At 67.8% G+C, this 25,519-nt stretch carries 24 protein-coding genes; 15 read left to right on the plus strand and 9 right to left on the minus strand.

From position 1 onward, the window contains the following. The first annotated feature begins 134 nt into the window (after positions 1 to 134). The 9 genes from chvE (at position 135) to FGX59_RS01575 (ending at position 11,084) form a co-directional block, all read left to right on the plus strand. The gene (gene chvE, locus FGX59_RS01535; RefSeq protein WP_240722218.1) at positions 135 to 1,139 is read left to right on the plus strand and encodes a multiple monosaccharide ABC transporter substrate-binding protein; all 1,005 of its coding nucleotides are present in this window, start codon (positions 135 to 137) and stop codon (positions 1,137 to 1,139) included. 107 nt (positions 1,140 to 1,246) lie between these two features. Further along, the gene (mmsA, locus tag FGX59_RS01540; RefSeq protein ID WP_138464668.1) at positions 1,247 to 2,785 is read left to right on the plus strand and encodes a multiple monosaccharide ABC transporter ATP-binding protein; all 1,539 of its coding nucleotides are present in this window, start codon (positions 1,247 to 1,249) and stop codon (positions 2,783 to 2,785) included. Continuing rightward, positions 2,782 to 3,987, plus strand: coding sequence for a multiple monosaccharide ABC transporter permease (mmsB, locus tag FGX59_RS01545; RefSeq protein ID WP_138464669.1), 1,206 nt, complete (start codon positions 2,782 to 2,784; stop codon positions 3,985 to 3,987). The genes mmsA and mmsB overlap by 4 nt, the downstream gene beginning before the upstream one ends. A gap of 4 nt (positions 3,988 to 3,991) precedes the next feature. After that, positions 3,992 to 4,975 carry an AraD1 family protein gene (gene araD1, locus FGX59_RS01550; protein WP_138464671.1) on the plus strand — a complete coding sequence of 328 codons (984 nt, stop codon included), beginning with the start codon at positions 3,992 to 3,994 and terminating at the stop codon, positions 4,973 to 4,975. Positions 4,976 to 4,982: 7 nt separating this feature from the next. Continuing rightward, the gene (araD, locus tag FGX59_RS01555) at positions 4,983 to 6,725 is read left to right on the plus strand and encodes an L-arabinonate dehydratase (protein WP_138464675.1); all 1,743 of its coding nucleotides are present in this window, start codon (positions 4,983 to 4,985) and stop codon (positions 6,723 to 6,725) included. Next, positions 6,712 to 7,653, plus strand: coding sequence for a Gfo/Idh/MocA family protein (locus FGX59_RS01560; RefSeq protein WP_138464676.1), 942 nt, complete (start codon positions 6,712 to 6,714; stop codon positions 7,651 to 7,653). Before araD ends, FGX59_RS01560 begins: the two co-directional genes overlap by 14 nt. A 19-nt stretch (positions 7,654 to 7,672) precedes the next feature. Beyond that, the gene (locus FGX59_RS01565; protein ID WP_138464677.1) at positions 7,673 to 9,199 is read left to right on the plus strand and encodes an aldehyde dehydrogenase (NADP(+)); all 1,527 of its coding nucleotides are present in this window, start codon (positions 7,673 to 7,675) and stop codon (positions 9,197 to 9,199) included. Positions 9,200 to 9,258: 59 nt separating this feature from the next. After that, positions 9,259 to 10,098: an SMP-30/gluconolactonase/LRE family protein gene (locus FGX59_RS01570; RefSeq protein WP_370295670.1), complete on the plus strand. Its 840-nt coding sequence runs from the start codon at positions 9,259 to 9,261 to the stop codon at positions 10,096 to 10,098. Next, the gene (locus tag FGX59_RS01575; protein WP_138464679.1) at positions 10,095 to 11,084 is read left to right on the plus strand and encodes an aldose epimerase family protein; all 990 of its coding nucleotides are present in this window, start codon (positions 10,095 to 10,097) and stop codon (positions 11,082 to 11,084) included. Before FGX59_RS01570 ends, FGX59_RS01575 begins: the two co-directional genes overlap by 4 nt. A 30-nt stretch (positions 11,085 to 11,114) precedes the next feature. On the opposite strand, the gene FGX59_RS01580 is transcribed toward FGX59_RS01575, so the two are convergent. The 7 genes from FGX59_RS01580 to FGX59_RS01610 all read right to left on the minus strand — a co-directional run bounded on the left by FGX59_RS01580 (position 11,115) and on the right by FGX59_RS01610 (position 17,737). Beyond that, positions 11,115 to 12,410 (minus strand): branched-chain amino acid ABC transporter permease, encoded by a 1,296-nt coding sequence (locus FGX59_RS01580; protein ID WP_171060473.1) that lies wholly within the window; start codon positions 12,408 to 12,410, stop codon positions 11,115 to 11,117. Continuing rightward, a complete protein-coding gene (locus FGX59_RS01585) occupies positions 12,407 to 13,417 on the minus strand; it encodes a branched-chain amino acid ABC transporter permease (RefSeq protein WP_138465034.1) in 1,011 nt (336 codons plus the stop codon). The genes FGX59_RS01580 and FGX59_RS01585 overlap by 4 nt, the downstream gene beginning before the upstream one ends. Before the next feature lie 65 nt (positions 13,418 to 13,482). After that, positions 13,483 to 13,830: a hypothetical protein gene (locus FGX59_RS01590; RefSeq protein ID WP_138464681.1), complete on the minus strand. Its 348-nt coding sequence runs from the start codon at positions 13,828 to 13,830 to the stop codon at positions 13,483 to 13,485. After that, a complete protein-coding gene (locus FGX59_RS01595) occupies positions 13,831 to 14,541 on the minus strand; it encodes an ABC transporter ATP-binding protein (protein WP_138464683.1) in 711 nt (236 codons plus the stop codon). After that, on the minus strand, positions 14,538 to 15,317 hold the full coding sequence (locus FGX59_RS01600; RefSeq protein ID WP_138464685.1) for an ABC transporter ATP-binding protein: 780 nt from the start codon (positions 15,315 to 15,317) through the stop codon (positions 14,538 to 14,540). The genes FGX59_RS01595 and FGX59_RS01600 overlap by 4 nt, the downstream gene beginning before the upstream one ends. Positions 15,318 to 15,397: 80 nt before the next feature. Then, positions 15,398 to 16,579 (minus strand): ABC transporter substrate-binding protein, encoded by a 1,182-nt coding sequence (locus tag FGX59_RS01605; protein WP_138464687.1) that lies wholly within the window; start codon positions 16,577 to 16,579, stop codon positions 15,398 to 15,400. 99 nt (positions 16,580 to 16,678) lie between these two features. Then, a complete protein-coding gene (locus FGX59_RS01610) occupies positions 16,679 to 17,737 on the minus strand; it encodes a GlxA family transcriptional regulator (RefSeq protein ID WP_138464689.1) in 1,059 nt (352 codons plus the stop codon). 215 nt (positions 17,738 to 17,952) lie between these two features. Here FGX59_RS01610 and FGX59_RS01615 point away from each other — a divergent pair, with 215 nt between their 5' ends. Next, positions 17,953 to 19,329, plus strand: coding sequence for a class II 3-deoxy-7-phosphoheptulonate synthase (locus FGX59_RS01615; RefSeq protein ID WP_138464691.1), 1,377 nt, complete (start codon positions 17,953 to 17,955; stop codon positions 19,327 to 19,329). A 314-nt stretch (positions 19,330 to 19,643) separates the two neighbouring features. Here FGX59_RS01615 and FGX59_RS01620 read toward each other — a convergent pair whose 3' ends face one another. Next, on the minus strand, positions 19,644 to 20,390 hold the full coding sequence (locus tag FGX59_RS01620; RefSeq protein ID WP_138464693.1) for a PAS domain-containing protein: 747 nt from the start codon (positions 20,388 to 20,390) through the stop codon (positions 19,644 to 19,646). Between the two features lie 145 nt (positions 20,391 to 20,535). Between FGX59_RS01620 and FGX59_RS01625 the strand changes: the two genes are divergently transcribed. The 3 genes from FGX59_RS01625 to FGX59_RS01635 are packed head-to-tail and all read left to right on the plus strand — an operon-like array spanning position 20,536 to position 22,583. Continuing rightward, positions 20,536 to 21,402, plus strand: coding sequence for an endoribonuclease YicC domain-containing protein (locus tag FGX59_RS01625; RefSeq protein WP_138464695.1), 867 nt, complete (start codon positions 20,536 to 20,538; stop codon positions 21,400 to 21,402). A gap of 9 nt (positions 21,403 to 21,411) precedes the next feature. Beyond that, positions 21,412 to 22,059: a guanylate kinase gene (gmk, locus tag FGX59_RS01630; protein ID WP_138464697.1), complete on the plus strand. Its 648-nt coding sequence runs from the start codon at positions 21,412 to 21,414 to the stop codon at positions 22,057 to 22,059. Next, the gene (locus FGX59_RS01635) at positions 22,056 to 22,583 is read left to right on the plus strand and encodes a gamma carbonic anhydrase family protein (protein WP_138464699.1); all 528 of its coding nucleotides are present in this window, start codon (positions 22,056 to 22,058) and stop codon (positions 22,581 to 22,583) included. Before gmk ends, FGX59_RS01635 begins: the two co-directional genes overlap by 4 nt. Here FGX59_RS01635 and FGX59_RS01640 read toward each other — a convergent pair. Beyond that, positions 22,556 to 22,972 (minus strand): hypothetical protein, encoded by a 417-nt coding sequence (locus FGX59_RS01640; RefSeq protein ID WP_138464702.1) that lies wholly within the window; start codon positions 22,970 to 22,972, stop codon positions 22,556 to 22,558. The two genes, FGX59_RS01635 and FGX59_RS01640, sit on opposite strands and share 28 nt — an antisense overlap. A gap of 251 nt (positions 22,973 to 23,223) precedes the next feature. Between FGX59_RS01640 and FGX59_RS01645 the strand changes: the two genes are divergently transcribed. Together FGX59_RS01645 and FGX59_RS01650 are read left to right on the plus strand one after the other, a co-directional pair. Beyond that, on the plus strand, positions 23,224 to 24,252 hold the full coding sequence (locus tag FGX59_RS01645; protein ID WP_138464704.1) for an ATP-binding protein: 1,029 nt from the start codon (positions 23,224 to 23,226) through the stop codon (positions 24,250 to 24,252). 175 nt (positions 24,253 to 24,427) lie between these two features. Continuing rightward, positions 24,428 to 25,468, plus strand: a complete 1,041-nt coding sequence (locus FGX59_RS01650) for a substrate-binding domain-containing protein (protein ID WP_138464706.1) — start codon at positions 24,428 to 24,430, stop codon at positions 25,466 to 25,468. The last annotated feature ends 51 nt before the right edge of the window (positions 25,469 to 25,519 follow it).

A 25,519-nucleotide genomic window follows, 5' to 3' on the forward strand; every position in this document is an offset into this window, starting at 1 on the left:
GGGACAGAGAAAGCCTGCGCGCGCCCCGGGGAGGAACACGATGGGGCGGGCCGGGCATAGGGAGACACAAGATGACAGCTTTCACCCGTGCGCTGGCCACCAGCGCGCTCACGCTGCTTGTTGCCGGCACGTCGATGGCCGCGGACAAGGGCTATGTCGGCATCGCCATGCCGACGAAATCCTCTGCGCGCTGGATCTCCGACGGCCAGAGCATGGTCGAGCAGTTCGAGGCGGCCGGCTACAAGACCGACCTGCAATATGCCGAGGACGACATCCCCAACCAGCTGGCGCAGATCGAGAACATGATCACCAAGGGCGTCGACGTTCTGGTGATTGCCGCGATCGACGGCACCACGCTGTCGAATGCGCTCGCCAATGCCGGGGCGATGGATATCGAAGTCGTCGCCTATGACCGGCTGATCCGCGGCTCGGGCGATGTCGACTACTACGCGACCTTCGACAATTTCCAGGTCGGCGTGCAGCAGGCCACGACCCTGGTCGACGGGCTGAAGGAGCGCTTTCCGGACACCAAGCCCTGGAATGTCGAGCTCTTCGGCGGCTCGCCGGACGACAACAACGCCTATTTCTTCTATGACGGCGCGATGTCGGTGCTGCAGCCGCTGATCGATGCCGGCGACATCGCCATCCCCTCGGGGCAGACGGGCATGGACACGGTCGGCACGCTGCGCTGGGACGGCTCGGTCGCCCAGTCGCGGATGGACAACCTGCTGAGCGCCAACTACACTGGCCAGCGCGTCAACGGCGTGCTCAGCCCCTATGACGGGCTCTCCATCGGCATCATCTCCTCGCTCTCGGGCGTCGGCTACGGCTCGGGCGACGACATGCCGATGCCGATCGTCACCGGCCAGGACGCGGAAATCCCCTCGATCAAGGCGATCCTGCGCGGCGACCAGTACTCCACCGTCTTCAAGGACACCCGCGAGCTGGCCCGCGTCACCGTCGGCATGGTCGACGCGCTTCTCGGCGGCGGCGAGCCCGAGATCAACGACACCGAGACCTACGACAACGGCGTCAAGACGGTGCCGTCCTTCCTTCTCGCGCCGGTCGCCGTGACCGCGGAGAACTGGGAGGACGTGATCCTGGGCTCCGGCTACTACACGCGCGACCAGATCGAGTGATCCGCGCGCCCCGGCGCCGGCACCTTCACCTCCATCCCGGCCGGCGCCGGATCTTCCCCGCGAGGCGCGTCCTCGCGGGGGCCTTTCCCGCAAAATAGGGGACAATCATGGCACATATTCTGGAGATGCGCGGGATCACCAAGGAATTCCCGGGCGTGAAGGCGCTCGACCAGGTGAGCTTCGAGGTCGAAGAGGGCGAGATCCACGCGCTCTGCGGCGAGAACGGCGCAGGAAAGTCCACGCTGATGAAGGTGCTCTCGGGCGTCTATCCGCATGGCAGCTACACGGGCGACATCGTCTATGACGGCAAGGTGCAGAGCTTCGGCTCGATCCGCGACAGCGAAGAGATCGGCATCATCATCATCCACCAGGAGCTGGCGCTGATCCCGCTCCTGTCGATCGCGGAGAACATCTTCCTCGGCAATGAACGCGCCACCAGGGGCGTGATCGACTGGCACGAGACCAACCGCCGGGCGGGCGAGCTGCTGGAGCGCGTCGGCCTCGGCCGCGAGCATCCCGAGACGCTGGTCGACGATCTCGGCCTCGGCAAGCAGCAGCTCGTCGAGATCGCCAAGGCGCTGTCGAAGAACGTGCGCCTGCTGATCCTCGACGAGCCGACCTCGTCGCTGAACGAGCAGGACAGCGAGAAGCTGCTGGAGCTGATGCTGGAATTCAAGGCCAAGGGCATCACCTCGATCCTGATCAGCCACAAGCTGAACGAGGTCTCGAAGGTCGCCGACTCGATCACCGTTCTGCGCGACGGCGCCGCGGTGGCGCGGATCGACTGCAAGGGCGGCGTCAGCGAGGACCAGATCATCCGCGACATGGTCGGCCGCTCGCTTGACGACCGCTATCCGCCGAAGACCGACCATTCGCTGCCCGAGGTGGCGATGAAGGTCACGGACTGGACGGTGCACCATCCGCTGCATGCCGACCGCAAGGTCGTCGACCGGGTCAGCTTCGAGATCCGCAAGGGCGAGGTGCTGGGCATTGCCGGGCTGATGGGGGCAGGGCGCACGGAACTGGCGATGAGCCTCTTCGGCCAGAGCTGGGGCCGCGGCATCTCGGGCACGGTGGAGATCGACGGCCGCAAGGTCGAGATGAAGAACGTCCGCCAGGCGATCAATGCGGGGCTGGCCTATGCCACCGAGGACCGCAAGGGCTACGGGCTGGTGCTCGACGACACGATCCGCCGCAACGTGCCGCTGGCGAAGCTGGAGAAGATCTCCAACGGCATCGTCGTCGACAGCCACCGCGAGGCGGAGGTCGCCGAGCTCTACCGCAAGCGGCTGAACATCAAGTCGAGCTCGATCGAGCAGGAGACCGTAAACCTCTCGGGCGGCAACCAGCAGAAGGTGGTGCTGTCGAAATGGCTCTTCGCCGATCCCGACGTGCTGATCCTCGATGAGCCGACCCGCGGCATCGATGTCGGCGCGAAATACGAAATCTACTGCGTGATCCGCGAGCTGGCGGCGGCAGGCAAGGCGGTCATCGTCATCTCGTCGGAGATGCCCGAACTGCTGGGCGTCACCGACCGTCTCTACGTCATGAACGAGGGCCGTTTCGTGGGCGAGATGCCCACCGCCGAGGCCAGCCAGGAACGCATCATGGCAACCATCATCAAGACCGCAGGGGATCGCACATGACCGATACCACCACGGGCCCGGACATGGGCGGCGACAGCCGGAAGGCCGACATCATGGGCTATCTCAAGAAACACATGCGCGAATACGGCATCCTGATCGCGCTGGTCGTCATCATGGCCTTCTTCCAGATCGCCACCGGCGGCATCCTGCTGAAGCCGGTGAACCTGACGAACCTGATCCTGCAGAACAGCTATATCGTCATCATGGCGATCGGCATGCTCCTGGTCATCGTCGCGGGGCATATCGACCTGTCGGTCGGCTCTGTGATGGGCTTCGTCGGCGCGGTCGCGGCGGTGATGATCGTCAACTGGGGCATTCCCTGGCCGATCGCGGGCATCCTGTGCCTGGGCGTCGGCGCGCTGATCGGCATGGCCCAGGGCTTCTGGGTCGCCTATTACCGCATTCCGTCCTTCATCGTGACGCTGGCGGGGATGCTGGTCTTCAAGGGGCTGACCCTGGCGCTGCTCGAGGGCCAGTCGGTCGGGCCGTTCCCGCCCGCCTTCCGGCTGATCGCCTCCGGCTTCATCGCCGACCCGTTCGGCGTCGACGGGTTCAACCTGCTGTCGCTGATCATCGGTGTGGCGGTGGCCGGCGGGCTCCTCTTCCTGTCGGTCAGGACCCGACGCCAGCACGAGGCGGCCGGCGTCGCGGGCGAGCCCTTCAGCTTCTTCGCCGTCCGCAGCGGGCTGATCTTCGCCGCGCTGGTCTGGATGACCTGGCTGATGGCCGATTTCCGCGGCCTGCCGAATGTCTTCATCGTCATGGCGCTGCTGATCGCCATCTACTCCTTCCTCACCTCCAAGACCACGATCGGCCGCCGAATCTACGCCATCGGCGGCAACGAGAAGGCGGCCTCGCTCTCGGGCATCAACGCCCAGCGGCTGACCTTCCTGACCTTCGCCAATATGGGCCTGCTGGCGGGCCTGGCCGGGATCGTCTTCGCGGCACGGCTGAACACGGCGACGCCCAAGGCGGGGCTCGGCTTCGAGCTCGACGTGATCGCCGCCGTCTTCATCGGCGGGGCCTCGATGTCGGGCGGCGTGGGCACCGTCGTCGGCGCGGTGGTCGGCGCCTTCATCATGGGCGTCATGAACAACGGCATGTCCATCCTCGGCATCGGGATCGACTGGCAGCAATGCATCAAGGGGCTCGTCCTGCTGGCTGCCGTGATCTTCGACGTCATGAACAAGAAGAAAGGCTGAGCCCATGCTCCTGTCGCAATACCTGAAGGACGGGCGTCCGCAGATCGTCGCCCGCGACGGCACCGAGGCCTACGAGGTCAGGACCCCGGCCAGCCTCTACGAGCTGGCGCTGGAGTGCATTGCCGCGGGCCAGGGGCTGAAGGACCGCATCGCCGAGATCGGACTGAACGGCGCGGTCGACCTGGTGCAGCTCTATGACGAGGGGCGGCTGCTGCCCCCCGTCACCCATCCCGACCCGGCGCATCTGCACTTGACCGGCACCGGGCTGACGCATCTGGGCTCGGCCTCGACCCGCGCGGCGATGCATGCCAAGGCCGAGGGCGCCGAGACCGACAGCATGAAGATGTTCCGCATGGGGCTTGAAAGCGGCAAGCCTGCCAATGGCAGCCCCGGCGCCCAGCCCGAATGGTTCTACAAGGGCAATGGCAGCGTGCTCGCGGCCCCGGGCGCGGCGCTGGTCTCGCCGCCCTTCGCCGAGGATGGCGGGGAAGAGCCCGAGATCGCCGGCGTCTACGTGATCGGTCCGGACGGCACGCCCTTCCGCCTCGGCTTCGCGCTGGCCAACGAGTTCTCCGACCACGTGACCGAGCGGGTGAACTACCTGTGGCTGGCGCATTCCAAGCTGCGCCCTGCCGCCATCGGCCCGGAGCTCCTGATCGGCGACCTGCCCGACAGCGTCGAGGGCATGTCCCGCATCCGCCGCGGCAACGAGATCGTCTTCGAGAAGCCGTTCCTCTCGGGCGAGGCTAACATGAGCCATTCGCTGGCCAATCTGGAGCACCACCATTTCAAGTACGGGCTCTTCCGCAGCCCGGGCGACGTGCATGTCCACATGTTCGGCACCGCCACGCTCAGCTTCGGCGACGGCGTGAAGACCCGCGACGGCGACCTCTTCGAGATCGAGGCCGCGCCCTTCGGACTGCCGCTGCGCAACCCCCTGAAACAGGCCGCCCCCGAACCGGGGCGGGCCGAGATCCGGACCCTGTGAGGCAGAGATGACTTTCGAGAAAGCGCCGTGGCCGCGCCGCCTGCGCAGCCAGGAATGGTATGGCGGCACCTCGCGCGACAATATCTACCACCGCGGCTGGCTGAAGAACCAGGGCTATCCGCATGACCTCTTCGACGGCCGCCCGGTCATCGGCATCCTCAACACCTGGTCGGACCTGACCCCCTGCAACGGCCATCTGCGCGAGCTTGCCGAGAAGGTGAAGGCCGGGGTGTGGGAGGCCGGGGGCTTCCCGCTCGAGGTGCCGGTGTTCAGCGCATCCGAGAACACCTTCCGCCCGACGGCGATGATGTACCGCAACCTCGCCGCCATGGCGGTCGAGGAGGTGATGCGCGCCCAGCCGATCGACGGCGCCGTGCTGCTGGTGGGCTGCGACAAGACCACGCCGAGCCTCCTGATGGGCGCGGCCTCGACCGACATCCCCTCGATCGTCGTCACCGGCGGGCCGATGCTCAACGGCTGGTTCCGCGGCGAGCGGGTGGGATCGGGCACCGCGCTGTGGCAGATGTCCGAGGACATCAAGGCCGGCAAGATGAGCCAGGCCGATTTCCTGGAGGCCGAACAGGCGATGAGCCGCTCCTCGGGGACCTGCAACACGATGGGCACGGCCTCCACCATGGCCTCGATGGCCGAGGCGCTCGGCATGGCGCTGTCGGGCAACGCCGCGATCCCGGCCGTCGACGCGCGCCGCCGCGTCATGGCCCAGGTCACCGGCCGACGCATCGTGCAGATGGTCAAGGACGACCTGAAGCCCTCGGACATCATGACGAAAGCGGCCTTCGAGAACGCGATCCGCTGCAACGGCGCGATCGGCGGCTCGACCAATGCGGTGATCCACCTGCTGGCCATGGCCGGGCGCTGCGGCGTCGACCTGTCGCTCGACGACTGGGACCGGCTGGGCCGCGACGTGCCGACCGTGGTCAACCTGATGCCCTCGGGCAAGTACCTGATGGAGGAGTTCTTCTATGCAGGCGGCCTGCCGGTCGTGCTGAAGCGGCTGGGCGAGGCGGGCATGCTGAACCGCGACGCGCTGACCGTCTCGGGCGGTACCGTCTGGGAGGAGGTGAAGGACGCCGTCAACTGGAACGAGGACGTGATCCTGCCGGTCGAGAAGGCGCTGACCGCCTCGGGCGGCATCGCGGTCCTCAAGGGCAACCTGGCCCCCAAGGGCGCCGTGCTGAAGCCCTCCGCCGCCAGTCCGCACCTGATGAAGCACCGCGGCCGCGCCGTCGTCTTCGAGGATATCGACGACTACAAGGCACGGATCGACGACGACGCGCTCGATATCGACGAGACCTGCATCATGGTGATGAAGAACTGCGGACCCAAGGGCTATCCCGGCATGTCCGAGGTCGGCAACATGGGCCTGCCGCCGAAGGTGCTGAAGAAGGGGATCACCGACATGGTGCGGATCTCCGACGCGCGGATGAGCGGCACGGCCTATGGCACCGTGGTGCTGCATACCGCGCCCGAGGCGGCGGTCGGCGGGCCGCTCGCCGTGGTGCGCACCGGCGACATGATCGAGCTGGACGTGGAGGCCCGCAGCCTGCATCTCGACATCCCCGAGGAAGAGCTGGCCGCGCGGCTTGCCGCCTGGACCCCTGCGGCGGATGCGCCCAAGGGTGGTTACGACTGGCTCTTCCGCACCCATGTCGAAGGGGCGGATACCGGCGCTGATCTCGATTTCCTGAAAGGTTGCCGCGGCAGGGAGGTGCCCCGTGACAGTCACTGAGCTCGACACGCTCGACATCGCGCTGGCCGGCGTCGGCAAGATCGCCCGCGACCAGCACATCCCGGCGATCGCCGGGCATCCCGGGCTGCGCCTTGCCGCTACCTCCAGCCGCTCCGGCGGGGTGGCAGGGGTGGAGAACCACGAGGATTTCGCCGCCCTTCTCGCGGCGCGGCCGGACATCCCGGCGGTCTCGCTCTGCATGCCGCCGCAGGTCCGCCACGGCTATGCGGTCGACGCGATCCGCGCCGGACGCCATGTCATGCTGGAAAAGCCCCCCGGCGCCTCGGTCTCCGAAGTGCTGGCGCTGAAGGCGCTGGCGGAGAAGGCGGGCGTCACGCTCTTTGCCACCTGGCATTCGCGCCATGCCGCGGGCGTCGCCGCCGCGAAGGCCTGGCTGGCGGACAAGACCATCCGCAAGGTGCAGATCACCTGGAAGGAGGACGTCCGCCACTGGCATCCCGGCCAGGACTGGATCTGGGAGCCGGGCGGGCTGGGCGTCTTCGATCCGGGCATCAACGCGCTGTCGATCCTCACCGAGATCCTGCCTGCCCCGGTGCATCTGTCCGCGGCCGAGCTGACCTTCCCGGAAAACCGCGCCCAGCCGATCGCCGCCGCGCTGCGCTTTGCCGGGGAGGACGGGCTCGAGGTCGCGGCCGAATTCGACTGGCGCCAGACCGGCCCGCAGAGCTGGGACATCGCCGCCGAGACCGATGCGGGCCGCCTGACGCTTTCCGAGGGTGGCGCGAAACTTGCGATTGACGATGTGCCGCAAGGGGTTGCAGGCTCGGGCGAGTATCCCGACCTCTACCGCCGCTTCGCCGAGCTCATCGCCGCGGGCCAGAGCGACGTGGATGTCGCGCCGCTTCTCCATGTGGCGGACGCCTTCCTGATGGGGCGCCGCCTGATCACCGAGCCGTTTCACGATTGACCAGCAAGGAGTCCCTTCCATGCTCGACGCCCCGCTCATCACCGGCCAGCACCTGATTGCCGGCACCTGGGTGACCTCCGAGAACTTCTTCGAATCCGACCCCGTGACCGGCGATCCCGGCGCCTATTACGCGGGCGGGGCCGACGAGATCAACGAGGCCGCCACCGCCGCCGCCCAGGCCTTTCCCGCCTATAGCCAGACCACGCGCGAAGAGCGGGCCGCCTTCCTGGAGAAGATCGCCGAGGAGATCGAGGCCCGCGGCGCCGCCCTGACCGAGATCGCCATGGCCGAAAGCGGCCTGCCCGCGGCGCGGCTCGAGGGCGAGCGCGGCCGCACCTGCGGACAGCTCCGGCTCTTCGCCGCCCATATCCGCGACGGCAAGTATCTAGACATCCGCCACGACCCGGCGCTGCCCGACCGCACGCCGCCGCGCCCCGACCTGCGGCTGATCCAGCGCCCGGTCGGGCCGGTCGGCGTCTTCGGCGCCTCGAATTTCCCGCTGGCCTTCTCGACCGCGGGCGGCGACACGGCTTCGGCGCTCGCCGCGGGCTGTCCGGTCGTCTACAAGGGCCATCCCGGCCATCCCGGCACCTGCGAGCTTGTCGCCCAGGCCATCGCCGCTGCCATCCAGGCGACCGGCATGCCGAAGGGCGTCTTCTCCATGGTGCAGTCGAACACCAACGAGGCGGGCGGCGCGCTGGTCCAGCATCCGGCGATCAAGGCGGTGGGCTTCACCGGTTCCTTCGGCGGCGGCAAGGCGCTCTTCGACCTCGCCATGGCCCGCCCCGAGCCGATCCCGTTCTTCGGCGAGCTCGGCTCGCTCAACCCGGTCTTCGTCCTGCCCGCGGCGCTTGCCGCGCGCGGCGCCGAGCTGGGCGAGGGCTGGGCGCAGTCGCTGACCATGGGCGTCGGCCAGTTCTGCACCAATCCCGGTCTGGTCCTGCTGCCTGCGGGCCCCGAGGGCGACGCCTTCGCCGAAGCCGCGGCGGGGTTGCTGAATGCAACCGCCCCGCAGCCGATGCTGACCGGCGGCACGGCAGCGGCCTATGCCAAGGGGGTGGAGATGCTCTCGGGCGCCGGGCTCGACCGGCTGACCGGGGCGCAGACCTGTTCGCTGCGCGAGGGCGCTCCGGCGGTGTTCCAGGTCACGGCGGCCGACTGGATGGCCCGGCCCGAGCTCGCGCGCGAGGTCTTCGGCCCGGCGGGGATCCTGATCCGCACCTCGTCGCCCGAGGAAATGCTGAAGGTCGCCAATGGCTTCCACGGCCAGCTGACCGCGACGCTGCTGATGGACGATGCCGATATCGAGGCGGCAAAGCCGCTGGTGCCGGTGCTCGAGGCCAAGGCGGGCAGGGTGCTGGCCAATGCCTTCCCGACCGGGGTCGAGGTGGCCGATGCGATGGTCCATGGCGGGCCGTTCCCGGCCTCGACCAATTTCGGCGCGACCTCCGTCGGCACGATGGCGATCCGCCGCTTCCTGCGTCCGGTCTGCTACCAGAACCTGCCCGAGGCGCTGCTGCCGGCCGATCTGCAGGGAATCGCATGACCGGGCAGGCGGCAATGACGGACACGCGACAGGGGGGACGCGGGAGCATGAAGATGGAAATGTACGACGACCGAGCCTGCGAGCTTGGCGAGGGGCCGCTCTGGCATCCGCTGCGCAATCAGCTCTTCTGGTTCGACATCATCGGCAGCCGGTTGCTGACAAGGACCTCCGAGGGTCCGCGGGAATGGCAGTTCGACGAGCATGTCTCGGCGGCGGGGTGGATCGACGACGGGCGGTTGCTGGTTGCAACCGAGACGGCGCTGCGGCGCTTCGACATTGCAACCGGCGATCACGAACCGGTCTGCGCGCTGGAGGCCGACCTGCCGGAGAACCGCTCCAATGACGGCCGCGCCGATCCGATGGGCGGTTTCTGGATCGGCACGATGGCCAAGGCCGGCGGCGGTCCTAAGGGGGCGATCTACCGCTACTACAGGGGCGTTCTGGAAAAGCTCTATGGCGGCATCACCACCTCGAACGCGATCTGCTTCGGCACGGACGGGCGGACGGCCTACTACACCGACACGCCGACGCTGAAAGTGATGCGCCAGCCGCTCGATGCCGAGGGCTGGCCCGAGGGCGTGCCGGAGGTCTTCCTCGATCTCGCAGGCACCGGCCACAAGGCGGACGGCGCGGTGATCGACAGCGAGGATCATCTGTGGACCGCGCAATGGGGTTCGGGCCGCGTGGCGCGCTACACGCCCGCAGGCGCCTTCGACCGCGCGATCGAGGTGCCTGGTCTGCATTCCTCTTGTCCCGCCTTCGGCGGAGCGGAGCTTCGCACGCTTTACTGCACTTCCGCGCGGCAGAGCATCGAAGCGCCCGACGCCGCGCAGGGCCTCACCTATGTGATTGCCGATGCAGGCGTTTCCGGCCAGGCCGAGCATCAGGTCCTGGCATGAGCATCACCGATTTCGGCCGCGCCCCCTGCGGCCGGGCGGTCGAGCGGATCGAGATCAGCGGCGGCGGCCTGACCGCCGCCTTCCTCACCTGGGGCGCGACCCTGCAGGACCTGCGGCTCGCGGGCACGCCCTTCCCGCTGGTCCTCGGCAGCGACCGCTTCGCCCCCTATCTCGACAGCCTGCTCTATTCGGGTGCCCTGGTCGGCCGGTTTTCGAACCGCCTCGGCGGCGGGCGTTTCGCCATCGATGGCAGGACCTACCAGACCGACCGCAATTCTCTGGGCCGCCACACGCTGCATGGCGGTCAGGAGGGTAGCGGCCAGATGCTCTGGCGGATCGAGGATCACGGGCCGGACCGGCTCACGCTCGTGCTCGTCGTGCCGGACGGGCATATGGGCTTCCCCGGCGATCTCGAGGTTCGCGCGCATATCTCGCTGCCGGGCGAGGGCACTCTGGCCCTGTCGGTGGTTGCGAATTGCAACCGCCCCACGCCCTGCAGCTTCGCCCAGCATAGCTACTTCAACCTCGACGACAGCGCCGAGATCACCGGCCACCAGCTGCAGATCCATGCCGGGCATTATCTGCCCGTCGACACAGATCTGATCCCGACTGGCGAGATTGCTGACGTGACGGGAACGCGGTTCGACTTCCGCACGGCGCGCGCGGTCGGCCATAGCGGCTACGACCACAATTTCTGCACGTCGTTCGCCCGTGGCGAATTGCGTCCGGTGGCGGAACTCTCCAGCCCTGCCAGTGGCTTGCATCTGACGGTCGAGACGACCGAGCCGGGTCTGCAGTTCTATGACGGCGCGCATCTCGATATCCGCGAAGGGCTGAATGGACGCCTGCATGGCAGCAAGAGCGGGATCGCGCTCGAAGCGCAGGCCTGGCCCGACGCGCCGAACTTTCCCGGTGCCCCTGAGACGATCCTGCGGCCCGGCACGCCGCTACGGCAGGAACTGCGCTACGTCTTCCGCCGCGACTAGGGTGGTTGCGATCTGCAACCGCCCGCCAGGTCACCGTTCAGGCAGAAGCCCCCGCGGCGAGAAGCGCAGCACCACCAGCAGCACAACCCCCATGGTCAGCAGCCGCATATGCGCGGCGCTTTCCAAGAGATGCGTTTTCACAGCCCCATCTGGAAGCGGCATGGTAACGGCATTCAGCAGCATCTGCCCCAGCGGTTCGACCTCGACCCAGAGGAAGAAGATCAGGAAGCCGCCGAGTACGCCGCCTAGCGTATTGCCGGAGCCGCCGACGATCACCATCACCCAGATCAGGAAGGTGAAACGCAGCGGCTGGTAGGTGCCGGGCGTCAGCTGGCTATCGAGCGTCGTCATCATCGCTCCGGCAATGCCGCAGACAGCGGAGCCCAGGATGAAGACCTGCAGATGGCGGCGCGTGACATCTTTTCCCATCGCCGCTGCGGCAGTTTCATTGTCGCGGATGGCGCGCATCATCCGCCCCCACGGCGCATTCAGTGCGAGCTGCGTCAGCACGATCAGCACGACGAGAACAGTGGCGAAGAGGCCGGTATAGAGCAGTTTCACATAGAGGGTGGAGGCGGTGATCGGGTCGATCCCGAGATCGCCTGCGCGGGCGACGAAACCCGGATCCTGCTGCAGGTCGATCTCGTAGGGAACCGGTCGCGGGATGCCGACGACATTCTTGACGCCGCGGGACAGCCAGTCCTCGTTCTTCAGGATGCTGACGATGATCTCGGAAATGCCGAGCGTCGCGACGGCCAGATAGTCGCTGCGCAGCCCTAGAGCGGTCTTGCCGATCAGCCAGGCAGCCCCCGCTGCCAGGAGGCCCCCGGCGGGCCATGCAAGAAGAACCGGCAGGCCGAGGCCGCCGAGAAATCCGGTCGAAGCGGGATTGACGGCCTCTACCGCGTCCCGTGCAGGGTCGAAGAGGGCTCGGTAGAGTGCGAAACCGCCAATGGCGAGGATGATGGTGGTTGCGCTTCGCAACCAGCCCTTGGTCATTCGGTTGCGAACGGCAACCACCAAGGTGATCGTCCCGGCCCCCAGCAGGAGGGCGACGATCAGGCGCGGGCCTCCGGCTGCCCAGGCCTCGTGCACGGGCGGTTCCGAGACCAGGACCGTCGCAAGCCCGCCAAGCGCGACGAATCCCATGACGCCGACGTTGAAGAGCCCGGCGAAGCCCCATTGCGCATTCAGCCCCAGCGCCATCACCGCGGAAACCAGCCCCATGTTGAGGATGTAGAGTGCGGTGTTCCAGCTTTGCAGGAGGCCCGTCAGCAGGATCAGAACGGCGACGAGAAGGAACAGAGCGACGGTGCGCAGGGTCATGTCGAGGTCCCCTTGAAGAGGCCGGTGGGCTTGATGAGCAGGACGAGGACCAGGATGATGAAGCTGACCGCGTGCTTGTATTCGGTGCCGAGCAGCTGGGCCAGGCCGTCGGGCGCGAGGCCCAGAGGCAGGAGATAGCCGAGCACCTTCTTCCAGGCATAGGTGAGCGCCACTTCGGAGAAGGAGATGATGAAGCCTCCGGCAATGGCACCGACCGGGCTGCCGAGGCCGCCGACGATGGCGGCGGCGAAGATCGGCAGGAGGAGCTGGAAATAAGTGAAGGGCTTGAAGGACTTGTCGAGGCCGTAGAGCGTGCCCGCAATGGTCGCGAGCGCGGCGACGAGGATCCAGGTAATGGCGACGACGCGCTCTGGGTCGATGCCCGAGAGCAGCGCCAGATCGCGGTTGTCGGCAAAGGCGCGCATCGACTTGCCGGTACGGGTGCGGTTGAGGAACCAGAAGAGCGCGATCATCACCACCGCCGCGGTGAGCACCGTGATGCCCTGGCTGGTCTTGATGGCGAGCCCCTCGTCAAGCCCGCTCCATGCCTTGAAATCGCGTGCCGAAACCAGGAAGCGGGTGCCGTCATCGAAGCGCTGGTCGTCGACGCCAATGATGAAGCGCACGAGCCCGTTCATGACGAACATCACGCCGATGGAGACGATCAGAAGCACGGCGGAACTGGCGCGTTGCTGCCGGTAGAAGCGGTAGACGAGCCGGTCGGTTGCAAGCAGCAACCCCGCCGTGGCGGCGACACCGACCGGCAGGGCGAGAAGCGCCGTGGGCAGCGGTCCGGCGGTGATGCCAAGCGCCTGAAGCCCCCAGGTGGCCAGGATCGTGACCATGGTGCCGAAGGCCATCGTGTCGCCATGGGCGACATTGGTGAAGCGCAGCACCGCCACGGTCAAGGTGACGCCGAGCGCGCCGAGCGCCAGCTGCGCGCCATAGGCCGTGGCCGGGACGATCACGAAATTGGTCAGCGCCACGAGCGCGTTCAGAAGGTCCAACAGCATGGTCCTTTCCGAGGGAATTGAGGGAATTCAGGTATTTGACAGGCGGTTTTCATGTGAGATCACGGCGCTCCCAGCGGTTGGCAGTGTCCCTCGCGGGACAGGAGCTGCGCGACCGATCCCGGCTGGTTGACGACCATCACGGCCTCGCCCCCGGGACCGATGTCGATGATGGCCGTGCGGCCGAATTCGAAGACCTCGTCGCTGGAAAAGCTGGTCCAGACGCCGCGGCGCTCGATGACGAACGGCGCGTCGCGTTCGCCTTCGGAGGTCATCAGGGCGAAGCCGTCGATGCCGGCGGGGCGCAGCTCCAGCTGCAGCTTGCTGTCAAAGGGGTCCCGCCCGTCGATCGAGGCGGTGACGAAGCTGCAGGCGATCCCGGCGCTGGCGAGGGTGGCGAGCACGTCCATCTAGCCCCCGAGGAAGCTCTTGCGGACCTCCGGGTCGGCCAGAAGCGCGGCGCCGGTATCGGTGAAGCGGTTCGCCCCCTGCACGAGCACATAGCCGATATCCGCGATTTCAAGGGCTTGCCGTGCGTTCTGTTCCACCATGAGGATCGAGATGCCGGTCCGCGCCACCTCGATGATGCGGTCGAAAAGCTCGTCCATGACGATCGGGCTGACCCCGGCGGTCGGCTCGTCGAGCATCAGCAGCTGCGGCTTCGTCATCAGCGCGCGGCCGACGGCGACCTGCTGGCGCTGTCCGCCGGAGAGCTCGCCCGCCGCCTGATGGCGCTTGTCCCGCAGGATGGGAAAGAGCGCGTAGACCTGTTCGATGGTCGGGCGGATGTCGTCGCGGCGCAGGAAGCCGCCCATCTCCAGGTTCTCCTCGACGGTCATCGAGGGGAAGATGTTGCGGGTCTGCGGCACGAAGCCCATGCCCGCGGCGACGCGCGCCTGCGGGGCGAGGCTGGTGATGTCGCGGCCGCCCAGGCTGACATGGCCCTCGCGCAGCGGCAGCATGCCGAAAACCGCCTTCATCGCGGTGGATTTTCCCGCGCCGTTCGGGCCGACGATCACCGCGATCTGGCCCTTGTCGACCGAAAGGGTGCAGCCATGCAGGATATCCGCCGCGCCGTAGCCGCCGCGCATGCCGGTCGCGTGAAGGAACGGGCCGCTCACGAGGCTGCGGCCTTGTTCTTCAGCCCGGTGCCGAGATAGGCCTCGATCACCTGCGGGTTCGCCTTGATCTCCTGGATCGTGCCTTCGGCGAGGACCGTGCCCTCGGCCATGCAGATCACCGGATCGCAGAGGCGGCCGATGAATTCCATGTCGTGCTCGATCATGCAGAAGGTGTAGCCGCGCTCCCGGTTCAGGCGCAGAATGGCGTCGCCGATCGTGTTCAGCAGCGTGCGGTTCACCCCGGCGCCGACCTCGTCGAGAAAGACGATCCTTGCATCGACCATCATCGTGCGGCCCAGCTCCAGAAGCTTCTTCTGGCCGCCCGAGAGATTGCCGGCCTTCTCGTCGGCGAGGTGGTCGATTGTCAGGAATTCAAGGACTTCGTCGGCCTTCTTCATGTTGGCCCGCTCTTCGGCCGAGATCCGGCGGCGATGCGCCCAGGTGTTCCAGAGCGACTCTCCGGACTGGCCCGCGGGCACCATCATCAGGTTCTCGCGCACGCTGAGCGAGGAGAATTCGTGGGCGATCTGGAAGGTCCGCAGCAGCCCCTTGTGGAAAAGCTGGTGCGGGGCGAGGCCGGTAATGTCCTCGCCGCCCATCGCGACCGTCCCGGAGGTTGGTTTAAGAACGCCTGCTATACAATTGAAAAGGGTTGTTTTCCCCGCACCATTCGGGCCGATCAACCCGGTGATGGAGCCGTCCTTGATGGTCAGGGAGGCGCCGTTGACGGCGTGGAAGCCGCCGAAGCGCATGACGAGATTGTCGACAGAGATCATGTGGGGCCCGTTCCTGGAACGCTTGGCCGCCGGCAGAAGGAAGGGGCCCGGGCGCGCGGCCCGGACCCCGGACTCTGGCGTCAGCGGTATCCGACAGTGGTGATTTCGCCGCCCTCGATCTCGACTTCGCGGAACCGGCCGGAGGCCTCGCCGGGGCCGATCAGCTCCACGTCGGAGGCGCCGACATAGTCGATATCGCCGCCTTCCGCGAGGATTTCCAGGGCCTTGGCCAGCTCGCCGGGATAGATCTTCTCGCCCGGCTCGTTCGCGACCTCGATGATCTTCTCCTTGTAGTCGGAGGCATCGGCCGAGCCCGCGGCCTGCATGGCCAGCAGGATCAGCGCGGCGGCGTCATAGCCTTCCTTGGCATAGACCGCGGCGCCGTCGAACCCGGCCGCGCTGGCGAGGGTCTCGAAATCGCCGCCGCCCTCGGAATCCGAGCCCGGCAGCTGGCCGAAGGAGCCGTCGATCGCGTCGCCGAAATTCTCGGTCAGGGCCGGGGCGACCATGCCGTCGGGCAGGATGAACGTGTCGAAGGCGCCGGTGTCGAGCGCCGCCTGGATGATGCCCGAGCCGCCCTCGTCGACATAGCCCGCCACGACCAGCGCCTCGCCGCCGGCAGCGGCCAGCGCGCCGACCTCGGCCGAGTAGTCGCCCTTGCCGTCGTCATGCGGGGCCGAGATGGTGACGGTGCCGCCGGCCTCTTCGAAGGCGGTCCCGAAACTGTCGGCCAGGCCCTTGCCGTAGTCGTTGTTGGTATAGGTGACTGCGACCTCGGAGAGGCCGCGCTCGGTCAGGATGTCGGCCATCACCACGGACTGGCGGGCATCCGAGGGGGCGGTGCGGAAGAACAGGCCGTTATCCTCGACCGTGGTCAGGCCCGGCGAGGTGGCCGAGGGAGAGATCATCACGACGCCGTTGGGGATCGCGACATTGGCCAGAACCGCGCCGGTCGCGCCCGAGCACATTGCGCCCACGATGCCCGCGACGCCGTCCGAGGTCACCAGCCGCTCGCCCGCGGCCGTGGCGGCGGAGGCGTCGATGCAGGTGCTGTCGCCGCGCACCGGCGCGACGGTCTCGCCGTCCAGCAGCTTGCCGCTGTCCGAGACTTCGGCAATCGCCATCTCGGCGGCGCTGGCAATCGGGCCCGCCACGGATTCGAGCGGCCCGGTGAAGCCGAGGAGCACCCCGAGCTTGACCTCGGCCTGGGCGGTCCCCGCAAGCAGGGCCAGAACGGCGCTGGCGGACAGAAGCGATTTCATGACTGACTCCCTGTTTTCAGCATGGCTGGCCCGACGCTAGTCGCAAGTCCGCGCCGAGAAAAGACATTCCCGCGCGGCCTGGGCCCGCGGGGCTGCGGCTCATTCCCCGTCGCCGTCGATTTCGCCTGCCAGCCACTCGCCCGGCTCTTCCGGGGCCTCGGCCGCGCGGCTGGCGCCATGGGCGCCGCGTTCGCGGTAGGGGGTGGTGCCGTATTGCGCGCGGTAGCACTTGGAGAAATGCGAGGGCGAGGCGAAGCCCGAGGCCAGCGCCACGTTGATCACGCTCATGTCGGTCTGCAGGAGCAGGTTGCGCGCCTTCTGCAGGCGCAGCTCCATGTAGTAGCGCTTGGGCGAGCGGGCGAGATAGCGGCGGAAGAGCCGCTCCAGCTGGCGGGTGGAGAGCCCGGCATCGGCGGCCAGCACCGAGGGGCTGACCGGCTCCTCGATATTCTCCTCCATCCGCCGGATCACCTGCGAGAGCTTGCCGTGGCGCACGCCGATCCGCGAGGGGACCGAGAGGCGCTGCACGTCCTGGTCGGTGCGGATCGCGGTGTAGATCACCTGGTCGGCGACGCCGGCGGCCAGGTCCGGCCCGTGGTCGCGGGCGATCAGGCTCAGCATCATGTCGATCACCGCCGTGCCGCCCGCGCAGGTCAGCCGGTTGCCGTCATGGGCGAAGACCGCCTTCGACAGCAGCACCGCGTCGAACTCCTCGGCGAAGCTCTCGTGGTTCTCCCAGTGGATGGTGGCGCGGTGGTTGTCGAGAAGCCCCGCGCGCGCCAGGACATAGGCGCCGGTGCAGATCCCCGCGATCGTGCCGCCGCGGCGCGCCTCGCGGCGCAGCCAGGAGATCAGCGCCTTCGTCGTGTGCTCGCGGATGTCGAGCCCGCCGCAGATCATGATCATGTCGCCATGGCGCGTCTCGGGCAGCGGCCCGTCGGCGCGGAACACCGCCCCCGCCGAGCAGGCGACATCGCCGCCGTCGCAGGAGACCATGGTCCAGTCATAGAGCGGCGTGCCGTTGACGCGGTTGGCGATGCGCAGGCAGTCGAGCGCGCCGGCATGGCTGAGCAGGGTGAAATCGGGCATCAGCACGAAGACGATGCGCTGCGGGGCCGCGGGGGCCGCATTGGGACGGGGGGAGGTGGTGCGCGCCATGGGTCGACTGCCGGCCGGAAAATGATGGGACAGCGAAGCAGGTTTGACCGGGCTCCGCAAGAGGCCGGGCGCATGGCGCGGGCGGCAGGCGGGCTGTCCGGCGCTAACATGCCATGCCCTCTGGCGGCAGCTTTGGGTTGACACCCGCGCCGCGAGCCCGCACAGGATGCGGACCCTGCGTGACCCGCGCAGGCGATGGATGAAGGGAGAGAACCATGACCAAGGGTTGGAACAAGTCGGACTGGAGAGCATTGCCGCGGGTGCAGATGCCGGACTATCCCGACGCGGCCGCGCTGGAGGCCGTGGAGGCCCGGCTCGCCAAGTATCCGCCCCTGGTTTTTGCCGGCGAGGCGCGCACGCTGCGCGCGAAGCTGGGCCAGGCCGCAAGAGGCGAGGCGTTCCTGCTGCAGGGCGGCGACTGCGCCGAGAGCTTCCAGGAGTTCGGCGCGGATTCGATCCGCGACACGTTCAAGGTGATGCTGCAGATGGCGATGGTGCTGACCTTCGGCGCCAAGGTCCCGGTGATCAAGGTCGGCCGCGTCGCGGGCCAGTTCGCCAAGCCGCGCTCTGCGCCGACCGAGACCCTCGACGGCGTCGAGCTGCCGAGCTACCGCGGCGACATCATCAATGACATCGCCTTCACCCCCGAGGCGCGGATCCCCGATCCGCAGCGCATGCTGGAGGCCTATACCCAGGCCGCGGCCTCGCTGAACCTGCTGCGCGCCTTCTCCCAGGGCGGCTATGCCGACATGCACCAGGTCCATACCTGGACGCTGGGCTTCACCGAGGGCGAGAAGGCCGAGAAGTACCGCGCCATGGCCGAGCAGATCTCGCAGGCGCTGGCCTTCATGGATGCCGCCGGCGTGACCCGCGAGGCGACCCAGGCGGTCGGCACGGTGGATTTCTTCACCAGCCACGAGGCGCTGCTGCTGGAATACGAAGAGGCGCTCTGCCGGATCGACTCGACCTCCGGCAAGCCGGTCGCGGGCTCGGGCCACATGATCTGGATCGGCGACCGCACGCGGCAGCCGGACGGGGCGCATGTCAAGTTCTGCCAGGGCGTCATCAACCCGATCGGGCTGAAATGCGGGCCGACGACCACCGCCGAGGATCTGAAGGTCCTGATGGAGAAGCTGAACCCGCTGAACGATGCCGGGCGGCTGACGCTGATCGCGCGCTTCGGCGCGGGCAAGGTCGACGACCACCTGCCGCGGCTGATCGAAACGGTCCAGAGCGAGGGCGCCAATGTCGTCTGGTCCTGCGACCCGATGCACGGCAACACGGTCAAGTCGCCCTCGGGCTACAAGACCCGTCCCTTCGACGCGGTTCTGGGCGAGGTGCAGGACTTCTTCCGGGTCCACCGCTCCATGGGCACGATCCCGGGCGGCGTGCATTTCGAGATGACCGGCAAGGACGTGACCGAATGCACCGGCGGCGTGCGCGCGGTGACCGATGACGATCTGTCCAGCCGCTATCACACGGCCTGCGACCCGCGGCTGAATGCCAGCCAGTCGCTGGAACTGGCCTTCCTCGTCGCCGAGGAGCTGAACACGCTGCACCAGGAACGCCAGCGCAGCGCTGCCGCTTCCTGATCCGCAGCCGCCAGACCTGCCGGAACGCCGTCCCTCGGGGCGGCGTTTTCGCGTCCGGAGGAGAAAAAATCGCCTCTGCGGCACGTGTTGACCGATTTGTTCACGAGATGGTCACTCTCCGTTCCGTTTAGTTGACGCATGGGTAACTCAACGGAAGCGCGAGCGTGAGCGCCCTCCGCCGCGGGGACGAAGGGCGCGGGCCGGGCCCTGCCTGCAAGGGCCTCCGGCGGAACGGCCGGGGCCGGACGGTCCGGGCTGCCGGGAAGGGCGCCGGCGGCGGACGGTCTGCGGCTCTGGCCGGTCTGTGCGGGGGATCAGTCGTCGGAGGTGACGACGCGCAGCCACGGCACGCGCGTCGGGCGTCCGGGCTTGCCGTCATCGCCGGGACGCGCGGCGCCGAAGGGCGCCTTGTCCTCGGCAAAGCCGCCAACCGGGGCGGCCGGGGCATCGGCGCTGCGGCGGCGGGGCTTGCCCGGGCTGGAGGTCACGAGCGGAGCGCTGGCCGGTTCGATCCCGGCGATCAGGGGCTCGACGCTCATGGATGTCACGGAGAAGCGGCGGGGCGTGCGCCCGATCTCGCCGTCGTAGACCAGGCAGCCAAGGGCGCGGCTGACATCGCCGAGATCGGATTTCAGGGGGAGGATCAGAAGCTGGGCTTCGTTCTGCGGCTTGCCGATTCCACGTTCGGCAAGAAGGGTGAACCGTGCGATGGACGGCTCCTCGAATACGTGCTCCAGCGCGTCGGAGACCTGGCGGCGGGCATCCGCCACGAAGAACGAGGTCAGCGGCATGCCCCGTACCTCCATCCCCATAAGGTCGTTCAGATGCATCCCCGCCAGGCGGAAGCGGGCCATTCCGGGCGCGATGCGCTCGAGAATGAACGCGAATTCCAGCGCCCTGTCGATACCGCGCGGATCAACATCCGAGCGGTTGGGAACTACTCGGCCATTGCGCAGGCCGTGCCAGTAGGCTTCGAGTTGAGAGAGTGCGCTGTGCTGCATCGTCGTTTTGTAGGAAGTCAGGGATACGATATCCCTATCCTGCGTTCCGTCATTCGCCATGTCCCGCCCGGTCCTCTATTTCTAGCACATATGCGATGCGACGCCTAAAGGCTTTTGTGCGGCTGCGGCGCGACGCATCAGGTTGACGTGAATGTGGCATGAATTTGAGACAATTGCCCCTTCTATCCTAAGGATTGGTTAATCAATGACGCTCTCGGGGATGACCGGCTTTGCCCTTCAGGAGGTTGCGCAGGAGGGCGCGATCTGGTGCTGGAGCCTGTCCTCGGTGCAGGCCCGCGGGCTGGAGCTGGAGATGCGGCTGCCCCCGGGCTGCGAGGCGCTGCTTCCGGCGGTGCGCGCGCAGGCGCAAGCTGCACTGCAGCGAGGACGGGTGGAGATCGTGCTGGCCGCGCCGGTGCAGGCGCCGCTGGCACTGCCGCCGGAACACGCGGTGGCGCGGATGCTCTCGGGGCTGGCCGAGCTGGAGAACGCGGCGCGGCGCAAGGGGATCACGCTCGCCCCGGCGGATCCGGCGCATCTGATGCTGCGCGCTGCGCCGCTGGCGGGCGCGCCGCAGCGCGAGGCGCTGCTCGGCGGGCTCGAGGCGGCGCTGGCCGCGCTGGCGCGGACCCGCCGCGCGGAGGGGCGCGGGCTGGCGCGCAAGATCGCCATCCAGCTCGACCATGTCCGGCATCTGGTCCGCGAGGCCCGCGCGCTGGAGCGCGACCGCGGCGCGCAGGCGGCCGAGCAGTTCGCGGCGGCGATCCGGAGGGTGACGCGCCAGGCCTCGGGGCTGGAACCGGGGGCGATGGAGCACGAGATCGCGGCGCTGGCAGCGCGCGGCGAGATCGGCGGCGAGCTGACCCGGATCGAGGCGCATGCCGCCGAGGTGGAGGGTCTCCTGGAGGTACGGGAACCGCCGGGACGGCGCCTTGCGCTGCTGGCGGAAGAGCTCGACCGCGAGGCCGGGCGGCTGCGCGGCAAGGCGCAAATGCTGGAACTGGCCCGGCTCGGGCTTGACCTCCAAGCGGCCATAGACCAATTGCGCGAGCATATCGACAACGTGGAGTAGACCGGACCGATGCCAACCCCCAACCGCCGCGGCCTTCTGATCATCCTCTCCTCGCCCTCGGGCGCGGGGAAATCGACGCTGGCGCGCCGCCTGCGGGCCTGGGACGCCAATATCGGCTTCTCGGTATCGGCCACCACCCGCGCGCCGCGCCCGGGCGAGGAAGACGGGATCGACTACCATTTCCGCTCGCGCGAGGAATTCCAGGAGATGGTCGCGCAGAACGAGATGCTGGAGCATGCCGAGGTCTTCGGCAATCTCTACGGCTCCCCGGCGGGCCCGGTCTTCGACGCGATGAACGAAGGGCGCGACGTGCTCTTCGACATCGACTGGCAGGGCGGGCAGCAGGTGCGCAACTCGGCCCGCGCCGAGGATGTCGTCTCGATCTTCGTGCTGCCGCCCTCGATCGCCGAGCTGCACCGCCGGCTGGAGGCGCGCGCCCAGGACAGCGCCGAGACCATCGCCAAGCGCATGGCGCGCTCCCGCGACGAAATCAGCCATTGGGCCGAGTACGATTACGTGCTCATCAATAACGACATCGACAAGGCGGAGATGGAACTGCGCGCCATCGTCACCGCCGAGAGGCTGCGCCGCTCGCGCCAGCCCGACCTGATCCACCGGGTGCGCGCGCTGAACGAGGAATTCGAGGCCAGCCTATGACGCTCTACGCCCTTGGCGACGATGCACCGCGCTTTCCGGAGAACGGCGATTTCTGGGTGGCGCCCGATGCCAACCTGATCGGCAAGGTGGTCCTGGAAGAGGGCGCCTCGGTCTGGTTCGGCGCGACGCTCCGGGGCGACAACGAGACGATCACCCTCGGCGCGGGCTCGAACATCCAGGAAAACTGCGTTCTGCATACCGACATGGGCTTCCCGCTGGAGATCGGCGCGAATTGCACCATCGGCCACAAGGCGATGCTGCATGGCTGCATCATCGGCGAGCAGTCGCTGATCGGCATGGGGGCGACGGTGCTGAACGGCGCGCGGATCGGCCGGAACTGCCTGATCGGCGCCGGTGCGCTGATCACCGAGGGCAAGGTGATCCCCGACGGCTCGCTGGTGATGGGCGCGCCCGGCAAGGTCGTGCGCGAGCTGAGCCCGGCGCAGATCGAGGGGCTGCGGAAATCGGCCGAAGGCTATGCCGCCAGGATGCGCGTCTACCGCGACGGGCTGCGTCCGCTCTGAGCGGGGCCGGGCAGGGGCCAGAGCTCCAGGTCGAGCCGCGGGAAGGCCGCGGCCAGTTCGCGGCGCACCAGATCGGGACAGGGCAGGCCGGAGGAGAGCAGGCAGAGCCGCGTCTCCAGCCCGGAGGCGTCCATCATCTGCGCCAGGTCGATGCAGTCATGGTCGCGCGACAGGAGCTCTGCCACCACCAGCGGCGGCGCGAGGCGCGCCAGCAGCTCGGCATCGAGATCGGCGAAGGGCAGGGCGCGCAGGCCCGCCAGATCGGGACGCAGCGCCGCCAGATCGCTGGCCAGGCGGCGGTCGCCGATCAGCAGCCCCGCCGCTGCGGCCGGGCGCTGCCGCGCCGCCCGGGTTTCGGATATGCTGACGATCTTTGCGCTGTGATCCATGGCGGCGCTCCGGGCCCTGGCTGTGCCGGGCGGACCCGGCTGGCGTCCCCGCGCTCCTCCGGGGCGGCCGGAGGCTGGCGCGCGCGGCCGCGCAGGGCCGCCTTTCGAACATATTCAACTCTCCTATATATTCAATGATGATCCGGCGTTTTCCCGCCGCTGTTGCCCGCGCGCCCCGGGCGGCGCTACGCCCACTGGCTCCGGCGGCCCGGCTCGGCTAAGCGACGGCGCGACTCAAGAGGGAAGGTGCCATGACCGCAGAGCCCCATGCCATCCTGTCGGCCGTGCCGATGCCGATCGTCGTCACCGATGCGCATGAACGCGTCCTGGCCGTGAACCCGCCCGCGACCGGCCTGCTGGGCAAGAACCAGGTCGGGCGCCACGTGGTCACCGTGATCCGCCAGCCGCCGGTGCTGCACGCGATCAGCCAGTGCATCGCCCATGGCGTGCCGACCGAGGCGCGCTACGTGCAGAAGGACCATGTCCACGAGACGCTCTACCGGGTGATCTGCTCGCCGGTCGAGACAGGCGGCGTGCTGGTCAGCTTCCAGGATGTCACCTCGCAGGAGACGGCCGGGCAGATGCGCCGCGACTTCGTCGCCAATGTCAGCCACGAGCTGCGCACGCCGCTGACCGCGATCCAGGGCTTCATCGAGACGCTGCAGGGCCCGGCGCGCGGCGACCAGGCGGCGGCCGACCGCTTCCTGGCGACGATGGCGCGCGAATCCGAGCGGATGATCCGCCTGGTCAGCGATCTGCTGTCGCTCAGCCAGGTCGAGGGCGAGGAGCGGATCCGCCCGACCGAGCGGGTGGAGCTGCGTGCGGTGCTCACATCCGTGCTGCGCTCGCTCGCGCCGGTGGCCGAGGCCGCGGGGGTCGAGATGAAGATCGAGGCCGGCAGCGAGGAGCTGTGGCTACGCGGCGATCCCGACCAGCTGGTGCAGGTCTTCACCAACCTCGCCGAGAACGGAATCAAGTACGGCGGCGACGGCGGGCGCGTGGTGCTGTCCATCGCCGAAGTGGCGCGCGACCCGATCCTCGGCAGCCCCGCGGCGCGGATCGACGTGCGCGATTTCGGCCAGGGCTTCGACGAGATGCACACGCACAGGCTGACCGAGCGCTTCTACCGCGTCGACAGCCACCGCTCGCGCGCGATCGGCGGCACCGGGCTGGGCCTCGCGATCGTCAAGCACATCGTCAACCGCCACAAGGGACGGCTGCGCATCGAAAGCGAGATCGGCAAGGGCAGCTGCTTCTCTGTTCTCCTGCCGATGGGCTGACGCCGGCAGCTGGCGATGTTAAGGAGTTTTGCCGGAATATGACAATTTCCGCCACGGAAGGGCGGACTGTCATAAAACCGTTACTAAACTGTCACAAAAGGGATATCGCAGGCCAGTAAGCGCGGTCTCACGTTTCCTGCGGGAGCGTGCAAAACTTTCTAGCTGGAGCATCCACATGAAAACCGTGAAGCTGAGCGCCTCCGTCCTGGCGATCGCTGCCGTGTCCGCCACCGCCGCTGCCGCACGCGACACCGTGCAGATTGCCGGATCGTCGACCGTTCTGCCCTATGCCTCCATCGTCGCCGAAGCCTTCGGCGAGAACATGGGCTTCCCGACCCCGGTCGTGCAGTCCGGCGGCTCTTCCGCAGGCCTCAAGCAGTTCTGCGAAGGCGTGGGCGAGAACACCATCGACATCGCCAATGCTTCCCGCGCCATCCGCGAAAAAGAGATCAAGACCTGCGCCGACAACGGCGTGACCGAGATCATGGAAGTCCGCATCGGCTATGACGGCATCGTCTTCGCCAACGAGATCGCCGATCCGGAATTCGCCTTCACCCCGGCCGACTGGTACAAGGCCCTGGCCGCCGAGCTGCCGGTCGACGGCGCCATGGTCGCCAACCCGAACGCCTCCTGGTCGGAAGTGAACCCCGATTTCGCCGATATCGCCATCAAGGCGTTCATCCCGGGCACCAAGCACGGCACCCGCGAAGTCTTCGAAGAGAAGGTGATCCTCGCAGGCTGCGAAGAGTCCGGCGCAATGGAAGCCATCCTGGGCATCAATGGCGGTGACGAAGACGCGGCCGAAGAGGCCTGCATGAACATCCGCACCGACGGCGCCTCGATCGACATCGACGGCGACTACACCGAGACCCTGACCTCGATCCAGGGCGAGGAAGGCGCGTTCGGCGTGTTCGGCCTGGCCTTCTACGAGAACAACACCAACATCATCAAGGTCGCCACCATGTCCGGCGTCGCGCCCTCGACCGAGACCATCGCGTCGGGCGAGTACCCGGTGTCGCGTCCGCTGTTCTTCTACGTCAAGAAGCAGCATATCGGCGAGATCCCGGGCCTGAAGGAATACGCCGAGTTCTTCGTCTCCGACATGGTCGCAGGCCCCGACGGCCCGCTGGCCGCCTATGGCCTGGTCTCCGACCCCGAGCTGGCCGCAACCCAGCAGCAGGTCGCAGACGAAGTCACCATGGGCTCCGGCTCCTGAGCCGAATGAATTGACGGGGCGGCTGCGGGACCATGCGCGGCCGCCCCATTT

This window comes from Poseidonocella sp. HB161398, from assembly GCF_005870025.1.
In the GTDB taxonomy this organism is placed as follows: Bacteria; Pseudomonadota; Alphaproteobacteria; order Rhodobacterales; family Rhodobacteraceae; genus Mangrovicoccus.

Coding starts and splice junctions, on each gene's coding strand:
- FGX59_RS01580 (WP_171060473.1), bottom strand. CDS start 12,410: ATGACCCTGCGCACCGTCGCTCTGTTCCTTCTCGTCGCCGTTCTGATC.
- FGX59_RS01570 (WP_370295670.1), top strand. CDS start 9,259: ATGTACGACGACCGAGCCTGCGAGCTTGGCGAGGGGCCGCTCTGGCAT.
- FGX59_RS01620 (WP_138464693.1), bottom strand. CDS start 20,390: ATGGCGAATGACGGAACGCAGGATAGGGATATCGTATCCCTGACTTCC.
- FGX59_RS01575 (WP_138464679.1), top strand. CDS start 10,095: ATGAGCATCACCGATTTCGGCCGCGCCCCCTGCGGCCGGGCGGTCGAG.
- araD1 (WP_138464671.1), top strand. CDS start 3,992: ATGCTCCTGTCGCAATACCTGAAGGACGGGCGTCCGCAGATCGTCGCC.
- mmsB (WP_138464669.1), top strand. CDS start 2,782: ATGACCGATACCACCACGGGCCCGGACATGGGCGGCGACAGCCGGAAG.
- FGX59_RS01635 (WP_138464699.1), top strand. CDS start 22,056: ATGACGCTCTACGCCCTTGGCGACGATGCACCGCGCTTTCCGGAGAAC.
- gmk (WP_138464697.1), top strand. CDS start 21,412: ATGCCAACCCCCAACCGCCGCGGCCTTCTGATCATCCTCTCCTCGCCC.
- FGX59_RS01625 (WP_138464695.1), top strand. CDS start 20,536: ATGACGCTCTCGGGGATGACCGGCTTTGCCCTTCAGGAGGTTGCGCAG.
- mmsA (WP_138464668.1), top strand. CDS start 1,247: ATGGCACATATTCTGGAGATGCGCGGGATCACCAAGGAATTCCCGGGC.
- FGX59_RS01565 (WP_138464677.1), top strand. CDS start 7,673: ATGCTCGACGCCCCGCTCATCACCGGCCAGCACCTGATTGCCGGCACC.
- FGX59_RS01615 (WP_138464691.1), top strand. CDS start 17,953: ATGACCAAGGGTTGGAACAAGTCGGACTGGAGAGCATTGCCGCGGGTG.
- araD (WP_138464675.1), top strand. CDS start 4,983: ATGACTTTCGAGAAAGCGCCGTGGCCGCGCCGCCTGCGCAGCCAGGAA.
- FGX59_RS01605 (WP_138464687.1), bottom strand. CDS start 16,579: ATGAAATCGCTTCTGTCCGCCAGCGCCGTTCTGGCCCTGCTTGCGGGG.
- FGX59_RS01650 (WP_138464706.1), top strand. CDS start 24,428: ATGAAAACCGTGAAGCTGAGCGCCTCCGTCCTGGCGATCGCTGCCGTG.
- FGX59_RS01645 (WP_138464704.1), top strand. CDS start 23,224: ATGACCGCAGAGCCCCATGCCATCCTGTCGGCCGTGCCGATGCCGATC.
- chvE (WP_240722218.1), top strand. CDS start 135: ATGGCCGCGGACAAGGGCTATGTCGGCATCGCCATGCCGACGAAATCC.
- FGX59_RS01610 (WP_138464689.1), bottom strand. CDS start 17,737: ATGGCGCGCACCACCTCCCCCCGTCCCAATGCGGCCCCCGCGGCCCCG.
- FGX59_RS01640 (WP_138464702.1), bottom strand. CDS start 22,972: ATGGATCACAGCGCAAAGATCGTCAGCATATCCGAAACCCGGGCGGCG.
- FGX59_RS01590 (WP_138464681.1), bottom strand. CDS start 13,830: ATGGACGTGCTCGCCACCCTCGCCAGCGCCGGGATCGCCTGCAGCTTC.
- FGX59_RS01600 (WP_138464685.1), bottom strand. CDS start 15,317: ATGATCTCTGTCGACAATCTCGTCATGCGCTTCGGCGGCTTCCACGCC.